This window comes from Ochrobactrum sp. WV_118_8 (genome assembly GCF_039631535.1).
In the GTDB taxonomy this organism is placed as follows: Bacteria; Pseudomonadota; Alphaproteobacteria; order Rhizobiales; family Rhizobiaceae; genus Brucella; species Brucella anthropi.
Genome location: NZ_JBDIUZ010000002.1, coordinates 1,554,074 through 1,570,624, shown reverse-complemented (window position 1 = coordinate 1,570,624; position 16,551 = coordinate 1,554,074). Strand labels below are relative to the sequence as shown.

The window sequence follows — 16,551 nt, the reverse complement described above, 5'->3', positions numbered from 1 at the left end:
CCTGACTTGTAACAACAAACGTGCCGCCCGACCGGGGCCAATTATCAAAGGAGGAGAATGAAATGAAGAAACTTCTCATTGCGCTTGCCGCAGCATCTGCACTGATGGTGACACCATCTCTGGCGCAGGACAAGAAACTCAAGATCGGCGCTGCACCATACGGGCTCAATGCTGAATTCATGCAGGTCTGGTCCGAAGCGCTGAAAAAACACCCTGCCGTGAAGAACGGAGAAGTCGATCTGACCATCTTCGACGGACGTTACGACGCTCTCGTGCAACAGGAACAATTCAACACGATGATCACGCAGAAATTCGATGCGATCATCTTCGTTCCTATTGACATCGAAGCGGGTGCTACGGCCGTTCAGGCAGCCAGCGATGCAGGCATTCCGGTTGTCGGCTCGAACACCCGCGTCAACTCCGAGCTGCTTGCCGCCTATGTCGGCTCCGACGATACGATTTCGGGCTATATGGAAGCCAAGAACGTTCTCGACAAGATCGGCTGCAAAGGCAATGTCGTCATTCTGGAAGGCCCGATCGGGCAGTCCGCACAGATTTCCCGTCTGGAAGGTAACAAGAAGGCTCTTGCCGAATGCCCGGACGTGAAAGTTCTCGAAGACCAAACCGCAAACTGGTCTCGCGCTGAGGCCCAGACACTTATGGAGAACTGGCTGACGGCTCATCCCGGCCAGATCAACGGCGTGATCGGTCAAAACGATGAAATGGCACTGGGTGCAATCGAAGCGATCAAAGCCGCCAATCTCAAAGTGGGCGATTTTTCCATTGCCGGCATCGATGGCATTACCGACGCACTGCGTGCTGTCAAGGAAGGCACGATGACCTCCATCCTGCAGGACGCGAACGCTCAGGCGCAAGGCGCCCTCGACCTCGCGATCTTCCACGCCAAGAAGGGCGACTACAAACCTCAGTCCGATATCTGGGCCCAATATCCCGATATGCCTTTCAACGACGGCAAGGACAAGAACTACAATGTTCCATGGACGCCGGTGACGGCTGAGAACGTCGACAAGCTCCTGGAAAGCCGCAAGTAAAATTGTCTGGGCGGCCCGGCACACCCTCTCATGAAAAGTGTCATGAACGCGCCGGGCCATCAGGCTCACAATCCAGAACTCCGAGGCAAAAATGTCCGATCAAGCTCCCCAAATTGACCTGAACTTTCCACTCACCGGAAAAGTTGCCATCGTGACCGGAGGCGCTTCCGGCATTGGTGCTGCAATTTCCAAGGCTTTCATTGCCAAAGGAGCTAAAGTTGCTGTGCTGGACATTAGTGCCGACATAGCGAAAGCCAAAGCCGAGGAGCTTGGCGAAAACGCAAAGCCCTTCGTTTGCGATGTTTCCAACCAGCAATCGGTCAACGATGCGATCGCCAGCGTTATCGAACAACTCGGGGTTATCGATATTGCGGTCAACAGCGCAGGCGTGGTCTATCTGGCTCCGGCGGAAGATATATCGCTCGACTATTGGGACAAGACGATCAACATCAATCTCAAGGGAAGCTTTCTCGTCACTCAGGCCGTTGGTCGCACCATGATTGCGGCAGGCAAGGGTGGCAAGATTATCAATCTGGCTTCCCAGGCCGGAACCGTGGCCATTGAAGAGCATGTCGCCTATTGCGCGTCTAAGTTCGGCGTCATTGGCATGTCGAAGACATTTGCCGCCGAATGGGGCAAATATGGCATCTGCGTCAACACGCTTTCCCCGACCATCGTCCTCACCGAACTTGGCAAGAAAGCATGGGCTGGCGAAAAGGGTGAGGCCGCAAAGAAACGCATTCCGATTGGGCGCTTCGCATATCCGGAAGAAATCGCCGCCGCTGCAGTCTTCTTTGCCTCAGCTGGAGCAGACATGATTACAGGCGCCGATCTTCTGGTCGATGGCGGCTATACCATTCTTTGAGCCCGGCCCTCATTCACCTTATAGGAGATACCATGCAGCGCTTCATCAACAATCCGGACGAAGTCGTTGAGGATACTGTAAAAGGCTTTGTCAAAGCTCATTCCGACATCGTTCGACTTGCAGAAAACCCGCGTGTCATTGTCGCCAGAAACGCCCCTATCGCTGGCAAAGTCGGTGTCATCACCGGCGGCGGTTCCGGTCACGAACCGGCATTCATCGGTTATACCGGCAAGAACATGCTTGACGCTGTAGCGGTCGGTGAACTGTTTTCCTCCCCCACTGCCAAGAGCTTCCATGACGCAATCCGCGAAGCTAATGGCGGCAAAGGTGTTGTCGTACTTTACGGTAATTATGCCGGTGACAACATGAACGTGAAGATGGCCACGAAACTTGCCGCCAAAGACGGTATAGAAGTTGCCACTGTTGTCGCTAATGACGATGTCTGCTCAGCCCCGGTCGATGAACGTGAAAAACGTCGCGGCGTCGCTGGCGAGATATTCATGTGGAAGGTTGGCGGTGCAAAAGCGGCAACCGGAGCCACGCTCGAAGAGGTTCGCGCAACAGCTCAGAAGGCCATCGACAACTGCCGCTCAATCGGTGTTGGTCTCGGCCCATGCACATTGCCCGCAGTCGGACATCCGAATTTCGAGATTGCGCCGGGTACAATGGAAGTCGGTATTGGTCATCATGGCGAACCGGGCGTGCGGGTTGAGCCGCTTAAGTCTGCTGCCGAGGTAGCAAAAGACATGTGCCAGATCGTGCTTGACGATCATGCACTGGCAGAAGGTACCGAAGTCGCCGTTCTCATTTCAGGTCTCGGTGCAACACCGCTCAACGAACTTTATATTCTGAATGATACGATTGAGTCGGAAATTACCAAACGCGGCCTGAAAATCCATCGCACCTATATCGGCAACTACTTCACGTCACTTGAAATGGTAGGAGCAACGCTGACAGTCATGGCGCTGGACAGCGAGCTGAAGGAATTGCTCGATGTCGAAGTGCAGTGCACCATCATTCTGTAAGGAAGAGACCTGTGCAAACACTTAATAACGCAACAGCCGGAGACATTGTACTCGCAATGGCCGACCGGATTGTCGAAAATCGCGCCTATCTCAGTGAAATTGATGGGAAAATCGGCGACGGGGATCACGGCGTCAACATGGCCAAGGGCTTCAACATGGCTGCTGAACGCCTGAAGGGAAAGAATAAAGCGCTGGCTGCTTCCCTCGATACGCTCGGCACTGTGCTCATGACCGAGATTGGCGGTTCGATGGGACCACTTTATGGTGTTATGTTCACCGAATTTGCAGAAAAAATCGATGGGATCGACAATATCGATGCCGCTGCTTTCAGCCGTATGCTTCATGCCGGACTGGAGGGCATTCAGTCCATCGGTTCTGCCAAGGTTGGTGACAAAACCTTGCTGGATACGCTTGTGCCAGCGGTCGAAGCCTTCGATGAAGCCACTGCTGCCGGAAGAACCTTTGCCGAGGCACTCGAAGCTCTGGTTGCTGCCGCTGAGAAAGGCCGCGACTCCACAATTGATCTGGTGGCGAAAATCGGTCGTGCCAGCCGTCTTGGCGAGCGATCACTGGGCGTGCTGGATGCCGGAGCGACCTCATGCGCGATCATCCTTAAAGAGCTTTCCAACGGTGCGCGGGAACGATTGCAGTAATACGAGCATCTACATTCAAATAGATTTGGCGCACTGTCGCGAAACCGGGCCGATCCGTTCTCCGGCAGATTGAATCCGGTAGGAAACAAACAAAAACATTGTATTGCAGGACAAGCCGGCAGATAGAAGGAAAAACCACGGGAATTAGTGCAAACAAGATGGCGTCAAACGGAAAAACAACCGCAAGCAAAATCGGGCAGGTGGTCCCGACTGATGGCATTCCACTGCGATATGGCGACGATCCTTACGTCTGGGCTTGCTGGCTTTACTACGAAGATGGACGCACGCAAGGCGAAATCGCCGAAATCATGGGAATTTCGCGAGCCACGGTGAACAGCTATTTGGCAGATGCACGTAGCCGTGGCATCGTCAATATCTCGATCGAACCCGCACGCCTCAGTTCTCTTGCAATCGCCCAGGAACTCAAGCGTCATTTCGGTTTGAATGACTGTCTGGTGGTGCCCAATGACGACGGTGCACAGACTCTTATTGACCGGCTCGGGACAGCCGCAGCGCAGGCCATCGCCAAGCTTCTGAAATCGGGAGACACACTTGCTGTAGCCTGGGGGCGAACAGTTCTCGCGATCGCCGAAAATACTCGCATATCCAACCTGCAGGATGTGACCGTCGTACAGGCGACGGGCGGAACGCGCGCCAGTTTTGCTTACACCCCCGAACTATGCGCGGCCGCCATGGCCCGGGCGACAAATGCACACCTCGTCAACATCACCGCGCCTGCCATCGTATCCAGTCCCGATGTAAAAGCGGCGATTATCGGAGAACCGATTATTGCGGAGCAATTTCAGGCGCTCAATCATGCGAACAAGGCACTGTTCGGCATTTCTTCGCTACGACCAAATTCGACAATTCACACCAGCGGCTTTTTTGAGAGCGTCTCTATACAGGATTATCTCACCAAGAATGCCGTCGGCGTCGTGGCTGGACGCTTCATCGATTCTTATGGGCAGCCCGTGTCCGGACCACTTGACGACAGGACCATCGGTATCACGCTCGAAATGCTGCAAAACATCGACATGCGTATCGCCGTTGCGGGTGGCTTCGACAAGGTACCGGCAATTCTTGCAGCGTTGCGAGGCGACTATGTCAATGTTCTGATTACTGATGCTGCGACAGGGCGCGGCATTCTCAATGCGGACGGCGTGACAGAAATCGACAGCAAGCTTTCCCAGAAGCTGCGTGCAGAACCGACAGTCAATGTGTCCAGCCATTATCGTACGCATATCAAGAAATTTCTGAACAGCCCAGACGATGTCGTCGAGGAAATGCTTGACGGTGTCATCAAAGCGCACCGATCCTATCTTGCTCCGATCAAGGAATCGAAACGTGCACTCGTCGCACGTCAGGGTCCGCGCCAGGGAAAAGTTGGCCTGGTAATTGGCGGTGGGTCAGGACATGAACCCTGCTTTCTTGGTTATGTCGGCAAAGGTCTTGCCGATGCTGTAGCTATCGGCAATGTCTTTTCTTCCCCTCCGCCGGCCCCAATCCTTGAATGTGCCAAGGCGGCCTCCGGCGGAGAAGGCGTGCTCTTCGTGTACGGTAATTATGTCGGAGACGTCATGAACTTCGAGATGGCTGCCGAAATGGCGCAAGAAGTTGCTATTCCGACGCGCACCGTTCTGACGACAGACGACATATCCTCTTCCCCCATAGAGGATCGCGATGGCCGTCGCGGTGTCGCGGGTAACTTCTTCATTTTCAAGGTGGCAGGTGCAGCCTGTGATCGGGGCATGTCGCTTGAGGCGTGCGAGGCGGTAACACGCAAGGCCAATCGGCGCACCTATACGATGGGTGTCGCGTTGGAGCCCTGTTCTTTGCCTCAGACGCGACGCCACAATTTTGAAATCGGTGCCGAGGAAATGGAAATCGGCATGGGTATTCACGGCGAACGGGGCGTTATCCGCGAAAAAATGATGCCAGCCGACGCTATTGTTGATCACATCATGGATCGGATTTTCAGTGAGATGAATGCGTCACCCGGAGACAGGGTGGCAGTGCTCGTAAATTCGTTCGGTTCAACGCCACTCATGGAACTGTACATCCTGTTCAGACGTGTCGAACAACGCTTAAGTGCTAAACAAATAACAATCGAAGCCAACTGGATCGGCCATTACTGTACATCGTTGGACATGAATGGAGCATCCATATCCATCATGCATCTCGACCAGGAATTGTCCGGTCTCCTATCACACCCTTGCGATACGGCTTTTCTTCGGATCAACTGACTAATGCCGCCTCCGGCGGATCATGAATTCCAGATCATCTGGGAGGTAAAAATGCAGGAAGCCGCAGCGCGTCGTCTTAGCCGAATGTTTCAGCTCATCGCCTTTTCCATGCAGGCGGAGAAAGAGCGACTTTCCGATCTCGACGGAGCTATCGGCGACGCGGATCACGGTATCACGATGGCTCTCGGCTTTTCAGCGGTGAATAGTGCACTCGCAAAAATGGATCTCGAGAAAGCACTGCCCTCTGATATTTTCACTACTGCAGCATCCGCTTTTCTCGATGCCGTGGGTGCATCAACCGGGCCACTTTATGCGACAGCATTCCGTCATGCATCAAAAGCGCTTAAATCACATGAAGCCCTCGATACTGAGGGACAAGCCATCATCGTAGAGGCGATGACACGTGGCATTCAGGAACGAGGAAAGGGCCAACGCGGCGATAAAACCATGTTGGATGCATGGATACCAGCGATGGAGGTAGCCATCGACGCGCGAACACACAATCTGGCCAGCCAGGAAATGTGGAGCAAAATTCTCGAAGTCGCCGAAAAAGGTACGGATTCAACCCGCTCAATGGTCGCTACGCGAGGTCGAGCTGCCCGGCTGGGCGAGCGCTCGCTTGGGCATGTCGATCCCGGTGCGGCTTCCGCAATCATCATCCTGCGTGCAATGCGCGATAGCTTCACGGAAGCCAACTGACATCTTACCTATACCGCTTTCTACCAGGGATCGGACGCTTTCGATTACATCAAAATGTTTTACCATCCGAAACGCAACCACATCAGGAACGGGATGCGGTCAAACGTCGAATTCGAAAAGCAGAAACACTAATCGCAGCTGTCTACAAAACCGGGGCTTTTCAGTCTGAGCTAATGTTATATGCCATGTTAAGGGCAATTATCATGGCATCAAGCACTACGTCTGAATCGCTGACTTTATTGATTGTCGGGTTGAACTTAGAGATAGCGACGCGGATTGGCTGCGAGATAGAACGTATTGATCAGCGTGTTGATATCGAATACCGGCAAACCGGATTCAGCAGCCACATAGGACGAAAACGGGCACATATTCGTGCATTCAAACAAGATCGCGCCGGGATTTTCACAGCTTGCCATGAACTCCCGCGTCATTTCCAGCATCTCTTCCTTCAGCACTTCCGTGTCAAGATAATCGCGGCCTTCAATATAGGTCTGCGGAAATTCAGCATTCTGCTTCATCCCCTGCACCTGCACGGGAATGACCTCAGATGACCAGCCAACGCCTTTGAAATGTTCGTCATTCATGTGATGCGCGCGTTCGGTAAAGACGCCAATCACCTTGCCGGGCGCCAGCATTGCGTGGATGATCGGCGCCTGCATCAAGGATGAAGTAAAGACCGGAATGTTGACCGCTGCCGCGATATCCTTTTGAAACGGCCCAAGAAAGCCACAGCTCGTGGTGATGGCGCGCACGCCTTCCGCTTCCAGTTCGCGTGCCGCATCAATGAAGGGTTCGATGAGTTTTGGATCAGGATTGTTGCCCATAATGCGTGTGGCATGCGCACCTTTTACGGTCTTGTAACGCACAGGAAAATCATAGGACAGCGCATTGCCGATATCGCCAGCAGGACGAGGAAAAATCGTGTCCAGCATCAGCACGCCGATCTGCTGGCCATAATTGGTGTAGCCACCTTTGAGCATCATAATTTCATTCCTTTGAATTCAGGATAATCAAAGCATTTCCAGCAAAAGTGCGAAGCGGTTTTGCGTAAGGATAATGCGTAAAAACAAAAAGATAGAGCAGTTCCAACTGTTCAATATTAACTGGAACCGCTCTAACAGCCGAAGCGAGCGGGCGAGAAGGCGCGAGCGCTTTCGGAAGGTAAGTTGTTGATTTCATCGAGCACCATATCGGCCGTTTTGGGGGCCCCAGCGATCCCGATATGGCCGTGGCCGAAAGCTGCGATAATTCCCGGATGCTGAGTTAGTTTGCCTATCACCGGAACGCCATCTGCAGGCGATGGCCGGTGCCCCATCCAGAGTTTGAGATTCTGCAGATCCTGCTTTGCCAGGTCGGGATAGCTCGCCAATGCGTGCTTAAGCAGCACCTCCGAGCGTCGCCAATCCGGGGCTTTCTCCACAGTTGCCAATTCAACCTGGCCGGAAAGCCGCAGTCCCATATTGGTTGGTGTATTTCCCATCCGCCCGGTGCTCGGCATAATCGGGATATCAAAGGGAAGCTCGGCCATCGGCAAGGTTACATGATAGCCGCGCTCGCTTTGCATGGGCACATGCATGCCGAGATCGTGCATGATACGCCCAGAATGAATACCCGCTGCCAGCACGATGTGATCGGCGGCAATACTCTCATCATTATCGAGCACAATACGCGGCGAAACGCCGGTGAGGACCCTCACGACATTTCTTCGGATGAAGCGAACACCGGCTTTTTCAGCCTGCGCCGCGATACCCGCAACATAACCTCCGGTATCAAGACAATGCGCGCCTTCCGTCACATGAATGGCAAAGCGATAGTTACTCCCAAGAGCAGGGATACGTTCGCGCAATTCTGCTTCCTGCCATTCGTCGAACAGAATGCCGTTATCACGGCGCAGCTGCCAGCTAAGCGCTTCAGCTTCAAAGGCTGCACGATCAGGATAGGCGTAAAGCAGGCCTTTCTGCACGATGAGATGTTCCTGCCCGGTCTTGCTGGCCAGCTCAAGGTGGCGTTTCGGCCCATCATGAAGCAACCAGTTGAGCTTAGCCGCAGTTTTTGTCACCCGCGATTTTGTGGCGCCAGCAAGCAGGAAACGCAGAAGCCATGGTGTCAGCCTAGGCACCGATTTCCAGTCAAGGGTCAGTGGCCCGTTGCGATCAAGCAGAAATCCGGGGACCTGTCGCCACAGGCCCGGCATACTCATGGGAATGATCGAGGCGGGACTGATCCAGCCACCGTTGCCATAGCTTGCACTTTGCTCACCACCCGGTTCTGAGCCGTCGCACAGCGTTACTTTCAGACCGGCTTCAGCGAGCCGCAAGGCGGTGGTGGAGCCGATAATGCCAGCCCCAACGACAATAACATTGCCTGTCATGACATTTATCCGTTCTGCGCGCGCATTTATGCGAGACCGCCATGGAAATGACTCAGAAACTCACGGGTTGCAGCTTCGCGCGGCTCATTGATCACTTGACGAGCGTCGCCGGTTTCAACGACGTAACCGTCCTGCATGAAGATGACCTTGTCGGCGACATCACGAGCGAACGCCATTTCATGGGTCACAAGGATCATCGTCATGCCCTGCTCGGCCAATTGCCGGATGACCGCCAGAACTTCACCGACAAGTGCCGGATCGAGAGCCGATGTTGCCTCGTCAAACAGCATCACATCGGGGCGCATTGCGAGCGCCCTTGCAATCGCAACACGCTGTTTCTGACCGCCTGAGAGCTGTTCTGGTCTGGCGTCCGCACGGGCGGCAAGGCCGACCTTTTCCAGCAGTTCCATGGCCAGCTCGCGGGCAGCCTTTTTGTCCTGTTTGAGAACACTGACCGGTCCGATCATAACGTTATCGAGAACGCTCATATGCGGAAACAGATTGAAGTTCTGGAACACCATGCCGGTATTGGCACGGAACGCCGCGAGATATTTGTCCTTGAGTGACACGTTCCCGGACGAGAAGTCTATTTTCTGATCACCAATTGCGATGTAACCGGCATCAGGCAATGAAAGCAGATTGAGACTGCGCAGCAGTGTCGACTTTCCGGAACCGCTTGGCCCGATAAGCCCTACCACCTGCCCGCGCTCGACTGTGAGGCTGATATTGCGCAGCACCTCGATTTCGCCGAACGACTTTTTCAGCCCGCGTACTTCGATCATCGGTTCAGCGCTCATGGCTTATCTCCACAATGACGGTTCGCTCGATACGGTTCATCATTTCAGCCTGCCTTCCAGTCCATGAGCGAGCCGTGTCAGAGGGAAGAGAACGGCGAGATAAAGCACTGCAATCAGGGTGTAGGTTTCAAGCGGGCGATAGGTTGCCGAGGTGACAAGCTGGCCCTGATAAAGAAGGTCAGGCACAGCAAGAACCGATAAAAGCGATGTGTTTTTGAGCTGAAGCACGGACTGGTTGACCAGCGGCGGCACCATGCGACGCAGTGCCTGTGGCAATATGATCTTGCCCATGAGCTGGCCGCGGCGCATGCCGATTGCACGCCCTGCATCCCATTGGCCCGCATCAATGGAAACGATACCACCACGAATGATTTCTGCATAAAATGCAGCGCCATAGAAGGTAAGCGTGATGAAAGCCGCCATGGCAGGCGAAATTTCAAAGCCAATCAGCATTGGAAGCGCGTAATAGCACCAGACAAGCTGCACCAGCACTGGTGTGCAACGAAATATCTCAACGACCGTCATGATGGGGACGGTTATGATCTTGTTGCCGGAAAGCCTGCCGAGAGCAAAAACCGTTCCAACAAGAATGCCGGAAATCACAGTGATAACCGTGAAACCAACGGTGTAGCCAAGTCCCTGAAGGAATAATCCCCGATACTGCCAAAGGCCGGAAAAGTCCCATTGATAGTCCATTAATTCACTCTTTCTGACATCCCGGCAACGGCACGGGAAGACGTTGAGCTGAACAGCCAATGTCCAAGCGACAGAACATCGAATACCGGCAAGCCAGAGGCTTTTGCGACGGCTTGAGCAAATGGCGGCATGTTCGTGCATTCAAGAACAACAGCACCAAGGTCGGGTTCGCGCGACTTCAACTCTCGCGCCGCATGTATGATTTCAGCTTCAAGCGCAGCGTGGTCATAAGTTCCGCCGCCTTCAATCAGTTCACGAAACGCGCCACCGTCTGACATGCCAATTCGTGGGGTTCTGATGTCGGCACCACAGGCCGCGAAGATCGCATCATCAAGGCTCGCTTCGTCATAGGTGATTACTCCCACTTTGCGTTCCTGTCCGATCACCGTGCGGACCATTGGCAATTGAAGCAGGCTGGAAGTGGCAATCGGCACCGCAAGCTTTGCACTCAGCGCGCTTTGGTGACGGGCCATGAAACCGCAAGACGTCACCAGCGCGCTGCAGCCTTCAGCGATCAAGGCTTCACCCGCAATGACGAAGTCTTCGATCAACCCGGCGCCGCCCTGACGAATGATCTTATCCGGCGATGCTCCGCTTACCTTCTTGAACCTTACCGGCATCTCCCATGATGCCGGATTGCCGACATCTCCGGGCGGACGTGGAAAGCCGGTGTCAAGCATGATGACACCGAGTGATCCTTGCTGATGCTGCATGATGGTTGACGCATCAGAACTTCAAAGTTGGCGGCAGGTCAGATGGCTGCACGCCAACAAGCGACAGGCTGCTGACAATCCATTCATTGACCTTGCCTTCCTCGCGGCGCTTTTTAAGCCAAACATCAACGTAGTCGCGGAATTCGCCCTTTTCGTCTTTGCGCACACCAATCGTCGTTGGCTGGCTATCCAGCGGCTCTGGAACAAAAACCTTAAACTTGCTGCCAAGCTTGTGCGCCGTCACCACGGACATCAGAGCAACCTGCACAATCGCATCTGCCCGGCCAGACTGTAGTGCGATAACTGTTTCATCCGCACCCTTGAGCGCAACGAGCGTGCAATTAGGTAAGGTTTTGCGGGCGAAGAGATCCTGTGTTGATCCGAGATCAACCGTGACGCGGATTTCCGGCTTGTTCAATTCTTCCCAATTTTTGACCTCGCGGTCCTTGTTGGTGATGACGGTGAAGACGTTATCCATCATGGCTTCGGTGAAATCGACGGATTTCGCGCGCTCAGGATTGTTGCTTAGGGCAAACATGATGTCGATTTTGCCGCCCTGAAGGTCCATGACGGAATTACCCCAGGTGGTTTCGACCATTTCGAGCGGAACACCAATATATTCGGCCAAGTCCCTGCCCATGGAAACGCAGAAGCCGTCCCATTCGCCGGTAGCGAGATTTTTCTGATAATAAGGCGGTGTACCATTGAACACACCGATACGCAGGGCACCCCGGTCCTTGATGGATTTCAGTGTTGCACCGTCTTCGACAGCCCACGAAAAGCCGGGAGCAAGCATGACCGCTGCGCTACCCAAAAGCGTTGTCTGGATAAACTTACGTCTATTCATTGTTGTTTCCCTCTTTTTGAATCGAGCATTCCGTCGAATATTATTGAGCGCTTGAATGCGCCAGACTGCTTTCTCTATTAAACTTATTGGAAAGTACCACCGAATAACTGACGTTCTCGATACCTTCGATTTGTGCCAGCTCCTCGATGAGTGCTTCCAGATCTTCAAGAAATCCGACATGAACCCGGCACAATATGTTGGCCGGGCCACTAATAGCATCAGCGGTCAGGATTTCCGGATAGGCGCGCAAGGCTGCAAACAAGCGCTGCACAATGCGTTGTGAGGCCGTGATGAACAAATAGGCGGAAATGCTGTTGTCATCCTTCGCCCGACGAACGATAGCCCGATATCCCAATATGACGCCGCGACGCTCCAGGCGGCCTATCCGCTCCTGAACACTTGATCGGGCAAGACCCACGCGCCGCGCCAACTCACTCGCCGGGAGACGTGCGTTTTCCTCCAGGATACTGACCAGATTTCGGTCGATACTATCACCGTAGTCCATCGTGTTCCCTTATGTTTGTTTTTAATAAGAATGCGGCGCTTTCTCATCAAATAAAAGCATTGAAAATTGGATTATGCATGACTTAAACTCATGATGAAATTCTGAGGTTACCCAATGCGCCGCTTTCTTCCATCTCTTTCGGCTCTGCACGCTTTCGATGCTTCGGTACGCTATCTGAGCTTCACGCGCGCATCGGAAAATCTCGGGATGACCCAAAGCGGAGTGAGCCGCCAGATACAAAATCTTGAATCTTTTCTCGGGCTTAAACTGTTTGAACGCGCTGGACCGCGACTGGTTCTGACCGAAGAGGGGCAGAACTATTACGAGGAAGTTTCGCGCATTCTGGCAAAGCTTGAAGAAGTGTCGATGGATGCAGTCCGTGGGTATAAAACGCAAAGCCTGCTCAAAGTGGGCTTGCCGCCAACACTGATGCGGAAATGGGCGCCGGGTATTATCAGCACCTTTGCGAGATCTCATCCGCAAATATGGTTTGAGGTGTTTCCCTGCTCACATGATCTTGACTGGGGGAAGTCCGATCTCGATCTTGCCGTACTGCGCGGTATTGGCAATTGGGCCAATGTGCGTAGCCATTTGCTGTTTCCTGAAGAGCTCGTCGTGATCGGATCACCTGACATCGTGCCTGAAAACGGACTGGCCGGAGACGTCGAATTGCTCGATTTCCCACTGATCCAGAACTCAAACAGGCCTAGCCTATGGCTGCATTGGCTGCGCGGCGCAGGCATCCATTACAACAAGCGTATCTTTGGGCCGCGTCTGCCAACACATGACGTTATTATCGAATGCGCCGTGGCGGGTATGGGGCTTGCAATCGCGCCCAGAATTTTTGTGCAGGAAGAATTGCGCTCCGGAAAACTCAAGCTGGCACTTGAGCGCGTGCAGACATCTGGCGAGAGCTATTTTCTTTGCTCAGCGCAGGCGCGTCAGGGTTCGAAAAATGTCCGGCTGTTCCGCGATTGGTTTATTACTGAAGCAAAACGCCACAGACATTCTCTGCCTGTAGCGTCGTAAATAATGGCGTTCAAAAACGGCTCAGACGTAAGAACGCTCAACAGGCTTGAGATTAAGCGGGTCTTCACCACGCTTTAAAAGCCATGAATAAACCGGCGGCACTCGGTCAGCGATCGATTCAACATGAATATCGACAAAGCAAGGGCCATCCTTCCACGCGAAAGCTTCCGCCAAGGCTATATCAACCTCATCGGCGGTTTTTGCCGTCCATGCTTTCAGGCCATAGGCTTCGGCGATTGCTTGACCTTTGGGAGCAAGAAAATCGACGCCAAAGCATTGATTGTGCCCTTTCAACCTGTGCAAACCTTTGATCCAGCCAAATGTCGCATTGTTGAACAAGATAAGGATCGCTGGCACCTGCAAGCGCACCAGCGTTTCAAGCTCGCCCACCGTCATGCCGAAAGACCCATCGCCAAACAATCCGATGGGACGCTTGTCTGGATCAGCACGCCATGCACCCACCGTAGCTGGAAGTGCTGATCCAAGACCACCAAAAGCACGCGGAATGGCAAACCGTGTTTCCTGATCGTTGATCTTCAAGAAGCGTGTCATGTAGGGCGTCGGTGTGCCTGCATCAGAGTAAATCAGGGCAGGCTGTCCCGATTGACTCAATGCATCATTGAAGGAACGTACAACCCGCTCTGGACGCAAAGGCACACGCTCGTCATTCAAAGCTTCCTCAGCATGTTCCCAGAATATGCGCCTGCGAGCATTCAATTCCTCGATCCAGCCATCATGCTTTTTCGGTTCAATCGCCAGATCGATCTGCAGTAATTCTTCAAGAACCAGCAATGCATCGCCCTGAATGGAGAGCAAATTCTCATAGTTGTTGGCCATGATTTCAGGCGAAATATCGATTTGTGCAAGGCGCCGATTGAGCGTGATCTTGGGAAAGGTCCAGCCAATCGTCACGACAGAGCCGATGCGTGATCCGACAAAAAGGGTAAAATCAGAATGTTCCAAAGCCCAATTGGCATGGGGATGATAACCATTGTCGCCGATCACCCCGATGGCCAGACGATGATCATCATCAATCGCGCCCTGCCCCGTCATCGTTGTGCACATTGGAATGTTGTATTTCTCAGCCAAGCTCGAAATCTGATCGCCCGCTCTGGCACGATTGACGCCACCACCAGCAACGATCAAAGGTCGCTCTGCTTTCGCAATCAGTTCGAGCAGTTCATGCAGCTTCTGTTTTGGCGGCAATGTCGGAAAAGCCGGGAACGTTTTGCACTCTTCTTCAATGTGCAGTGAAATGCGCGCGGAATCGACCTCAGCGAGAAGCATGTCCTCGGGGATCTGGAGATGTACCGCACCCGGTTTACCGGAACAAGCGACACGAAACGCGCGACGGATGATTTCCGGCAATTTCTCCGCTGACTTCACCTGAACGGACAGCTTGGTCACAGGCTCGAACAGTTTGGCGCAATCAAGCTCGGTGAGAACACCGCGCCCTTCTCCCGGCAAAGGAATATCAATGGTCAGAAGAATAACAGGTATCGATGATCCATTCGATTCAGCAACGGGCGGCAGCGAATACATAGCACCCGCACCTGACGGACACTCGAAAACACCGGGCTTATTGGAAAAACGACCATAGGCATCCGCCATGTAACCAGCAGAGCGTTCATCCCGGGCCATGACATGGCGGATTTCGCCTTCACGTTGCTGGAGCGCTTCATAAAAAGGCACATTGGTATCGCCCGGCACCCCGAAGATTGTCTCCACGCCATAGCCAATCAACATTTGGACCAAAATATCTGCGCCGCGCATTCCACAACTCCTTCAGAAACTGACGGGCCGAGAATAGGCGCTATCATTTTCGGGCTGAACCATCGGATCGACGGCCGTTGCATATCAATGCCGACGAAACGCAGGTGTGGGGCGGCATGATCGCAAAAAGCGCACTAATTTTGATGCGACCGAACCTGAATCATGAAACTTATGAGTGTCTTAGACGCCATCTGCCGTAGAACACAGCTCCTGTAGTGAGTTATCTGTTGGCTGATTTACGTTGCTTCTCAACTAGAACTAAACACGTTTTTGTGGCAAGCAAGAATCCAGAGGAGATAAAGTCCACCCAATAGTCCGGTCGTAAGACCAATCGGCATTTTGATGCCGAATGGCACATGCTGGCTTAACAAGTCAGCGCCGACCAGAAGGGTCGCTCCCATGAGCGCGCCCGATATCAGTGGGACATTCGAACTCGCTGTCAGACGCCGGGCCAATTGTGGCGCTGCCAGAGCGACAAAGGCAATCGGTCCGGCGGATGCGGTAGCAACAGATGTCAGGGTGACCGCGACCAACACCATTGTCAGACGCGTACGCTCCGGCTGGATGCCGAGCTGGCATGCTGCATCATCGCCCATTTCCAGCAGATTGACAGATTTGGCGTAGTAAAGTGCCAATGGCACGGTTACCGCGAATCCGGTCATCGCCGGGACAGCATGTGCCCAGCTTCTTGTGTTGAGTGACCCCGATAGCCAGAGTTGGGCCGACGCGGCCTGGTCCAGATCGCCCGCAACCAGGAGTACAGTATTGATGCCCGAAAGAATGGCCCCCACGCCAATTCCGACAAGGATAAGCCTATAGCCACCGGTTCGTCGCCCTTTGACAGCCAACATGAACACAAGAACTGCCGCCGCCATTCCACTTGCAACGGCTGAAAGCGCTGTTTCAAGCGGACCGGCATTGAACAATATGATTTGTGCAATGGCGCCGGTTGCTGCGCCTGTCGTAAAGCCGATCACATCGGGCGAGCCAAGGGCATTGCGCGAGATTGATTGGAAGATCGAGCCTGCCATGCCGAGTGAAGCCCCCACAAACAAGGCCGTGACAAGGCGGGGCAGACGTACGCGCTGGATTATACGGTCGGCGGTCGCATTGTCGCTTCCGCCAAGAAGACTCGAGACGACCTGGGAAAAGCTGAATGACATTGTGCCTGTTGCGATGTGGAAAACCGCAAGCAACAGGATGGTTGCAAGCAAGAGGCAGAAAATCATCAGCGGGCGCGATTTCCAGCGAACAGAAACAGGACCTATTCGCAACATATTCAT

General features: G+C 53.6%; 16 protein-coding genes. 7 read left to right on the top strand and 9 right to left on the bottom strand.

Going from position 1 to position 16,551, the window contains the following annotated elements; translation table 11 throughout:
* Positions 1–62: 62 nt before the first annotated feature.
* From ABDF71_RS21415 to dhaL (ABDF71_RS21390), 6 genes are all read left to right on the top strand, one after another.
* The gene (locus ABDF71_RS21415) at positions 63–1,052 is read left to right on the top strand and encodes a substrate-binding domain-containing protein (RefSeq protein ID WP_010659247.1); all 990 of its coding nucleotides are present in this window, start codon (positions 63–65) and stop codon (positions 1,050–1,052) included.
* 91 nt (positions 1,053–1,143) lie between these two features.
* The gene (locus ABDF71_RS21410) at positions 1,144–1,917 is read left to right on the top strand and encodes an SDR family oxidoreductase (RefSeq protein ID WP_012093398.1); all 774 of its coding nucleotides are present in this window, start codon (positions 1,144–1,146) and stop codon (positions 1,915–1,917) included.
* A 32-nt stretch (positions 1,918–1,949) separates the two neighbouring features.
* Positions 1,950–2,942, top strand: coding sequence for a dihydroxyacetone kinase subunit DhaK (locus ABDF71_RS21405; protein WP_258125141.1), 993 nt, complete (start codon positions 1,950–1,952; stop codon positions 2,940–2,942).
* 11 nt (positions 2,943–2,953) lie between these two features.
* Positions 2,954–3,595, top strand: coding sequence for a dihydroxyacetone kinase subunit DhaL (dhaL, locus tag ABDF71_RS21400; protein WP_029926498.1), 642 nt, complete (start codon positions 2,954–2,956; stop codon positions 3,593–3,595).
* A gap of 158 nt (positions 3,596–3,753) precedes the next feature.
* Positions 3,754–5,838, top strand: a complete 2,085-nt coding sequence (locus ABDF71_RS21395; RefSeq protein WP_080692103.1) for a bifunctional sugar-binding transcriptional regulator/dihydroxyacetone kinase subunit DhaK — start codon at positions 3,754–3,756, stop codon at positions 5,836–5,838.
* Positions 5,839–5,889: 51 nt separating this feature from the next.
* Positions 5,890–6,537 (top strand): dihydroxyacetone kinase subunit DhaL, encoded by a 648-nt coding sequence (gene dhaL / locus ABDF71_RS21390; RefSeq protein ID WP_029926496.1) that lies wholly within the window; start codon positions 5,890–5,892, stop codon positions 6,535–6,537.
* Positions 6,538–6,794: 257 nt separating this feature from the next.
* Here dhaL (ABDF71_RS21390) and ABDF71_RS21385 read toward each other — a convergent pair whose 3' ends face one another.
* The 7 genes from ABDF71_RS21385 to ABDF71_RS21355 form a co-directional block, all read right to left on the bottom strand.
* The gene (locus tag ABDF71_RS21385) at positions 6,795–7,520 is read right to left on the bottom strand and encodes an aspartate/glutamate racemase family protein (protein WP_010659253.1); all 726 of its coding nucleotides are present in this window, start codon (positions 7,518–7,520) and stop codon (positions 6,795–6,797) included.
* A gap of 131 nt (positions 7,521–7,651) precedes the next feature.
* A complete protein-coding gene (locus ABDF71_RS21380) occupies positions 7,652–8,908 on the bottom strand; it encodes an NAD(P)/FAD-dependent oxidoreductase (protein ID WP_258125140.1) in 1,257 nt (418 codons plus the stop codon).
* 26 nt (positions 8,909–8,934) lie between these two features.
* Positions 8,935–9,705 carry an amino acid ABC transporter ATP-binding protein gene (locus tag ABDF71_RS21375; protein ID WP_029926492.1) on the bottom strand — a complete coding sequence of 257 codons (771 nt, stop codon included), beginning with the start codon at positions 9,703–9,705 and terminating at the stop codon, positions 8,935–8,937.
* Positions 9,706–9,744: 39 nt separating this feature from the next.
* A complete protein-coding gene (locus ABDF71_RS21370; RefSeq protein ID WP_010659256.1) occupies positions 9,745–10,401 on the bottom strand; it encodes an amino acid ABC transporter permease in 657 nt (218 codons plus the stop codon).
* Positions 10,401–11,114: an aspartate/glutamate racemase family protein gene (locus ABDF71_RS21365; RefSeq protein ID WP_029926489.1), complete on the bottom strand. Its 714-nt coding sequence runs from the start codon at positions 11,112–11,114 to the stop codon at positions 10,401–10,403. Before ABDF71_RS21365 ends, ABDF71_RS21370 begins: the two co-directional genes overlap by 1 nt.
* Positions 11,115–11,127: 13 nt before the next feature.
* On the bottom strand, positions 11,128–11,961 hold the full coding sequence (locus tag ABDF71_RS21360) for a transporter substrate-binding domain-containing protein (RefSeq protein ID WP_151664699.1): 834 nt from the start codon (positions 11,959–11,961) through the stop codon (positions 11,128–11,130).
* 40 nt (positions 11,962–12,001) lie between these two features.
* Positions 12,002–12,466, bottom strand: coding sequence for an Lrp/AsnC family transcriptional regulator (locus ABDF71_RS21355; RefSeq protein ID WP_010659259.1), 465 nt, complete (start codon positions 12,464–12,466; stop codon positions 12,002–12,004).
* Between the two features lie 114 nt (positions 12,467–12,580).
* On the opposite strand from ABDF71_RS21355, the gene ABDF71_RS21350 reads away from it, so the two are divergent.
* The gene (locus ABDF71_RS21350) at positions 12,581–13,495 is read left to right on the top strand and encodes a LysR substrate-binding domain-containing protein (protein WP_010659260.1); all 915 of its coding nucleotides are present in this window, start codon (positions 12,581–12,583) and stop codon (positions 13,493–13,495) included.
* A 21-nt stretch (positions 13,496–13,516) separates the two neighbouring features.
* On the opposite strand, the gene ABDF71_RS21345 is transcribed toward ABDF71_RS21350, so the two are convergent.
* Both ABDF71_RS21345 and ABDF71_RS21340 read right to left on the bottom strand, forming a co-directional pair.
* Entirely contained in the window at positions 13,517–15,268 is a 1,752-nt protein-coding gene (locus ABDF71_RS21345) for a thiamine pyrophosphate-binding protein (protein WP_258125139.1), read from the bottom strand.
* Between the two features lie 248 nt (positions 15,269–15,516).
* Positions 15,517–16,551 (bottom strand): FecCD family ABC transporter permease, encoded by a 1,035-nt coding sequence (locus tag ABDF71_RS21340; protein ID WP_258125138.1) that lies wholly within the window; start codon positions 16,549–16,551, stop codon positions 15,517–15,519.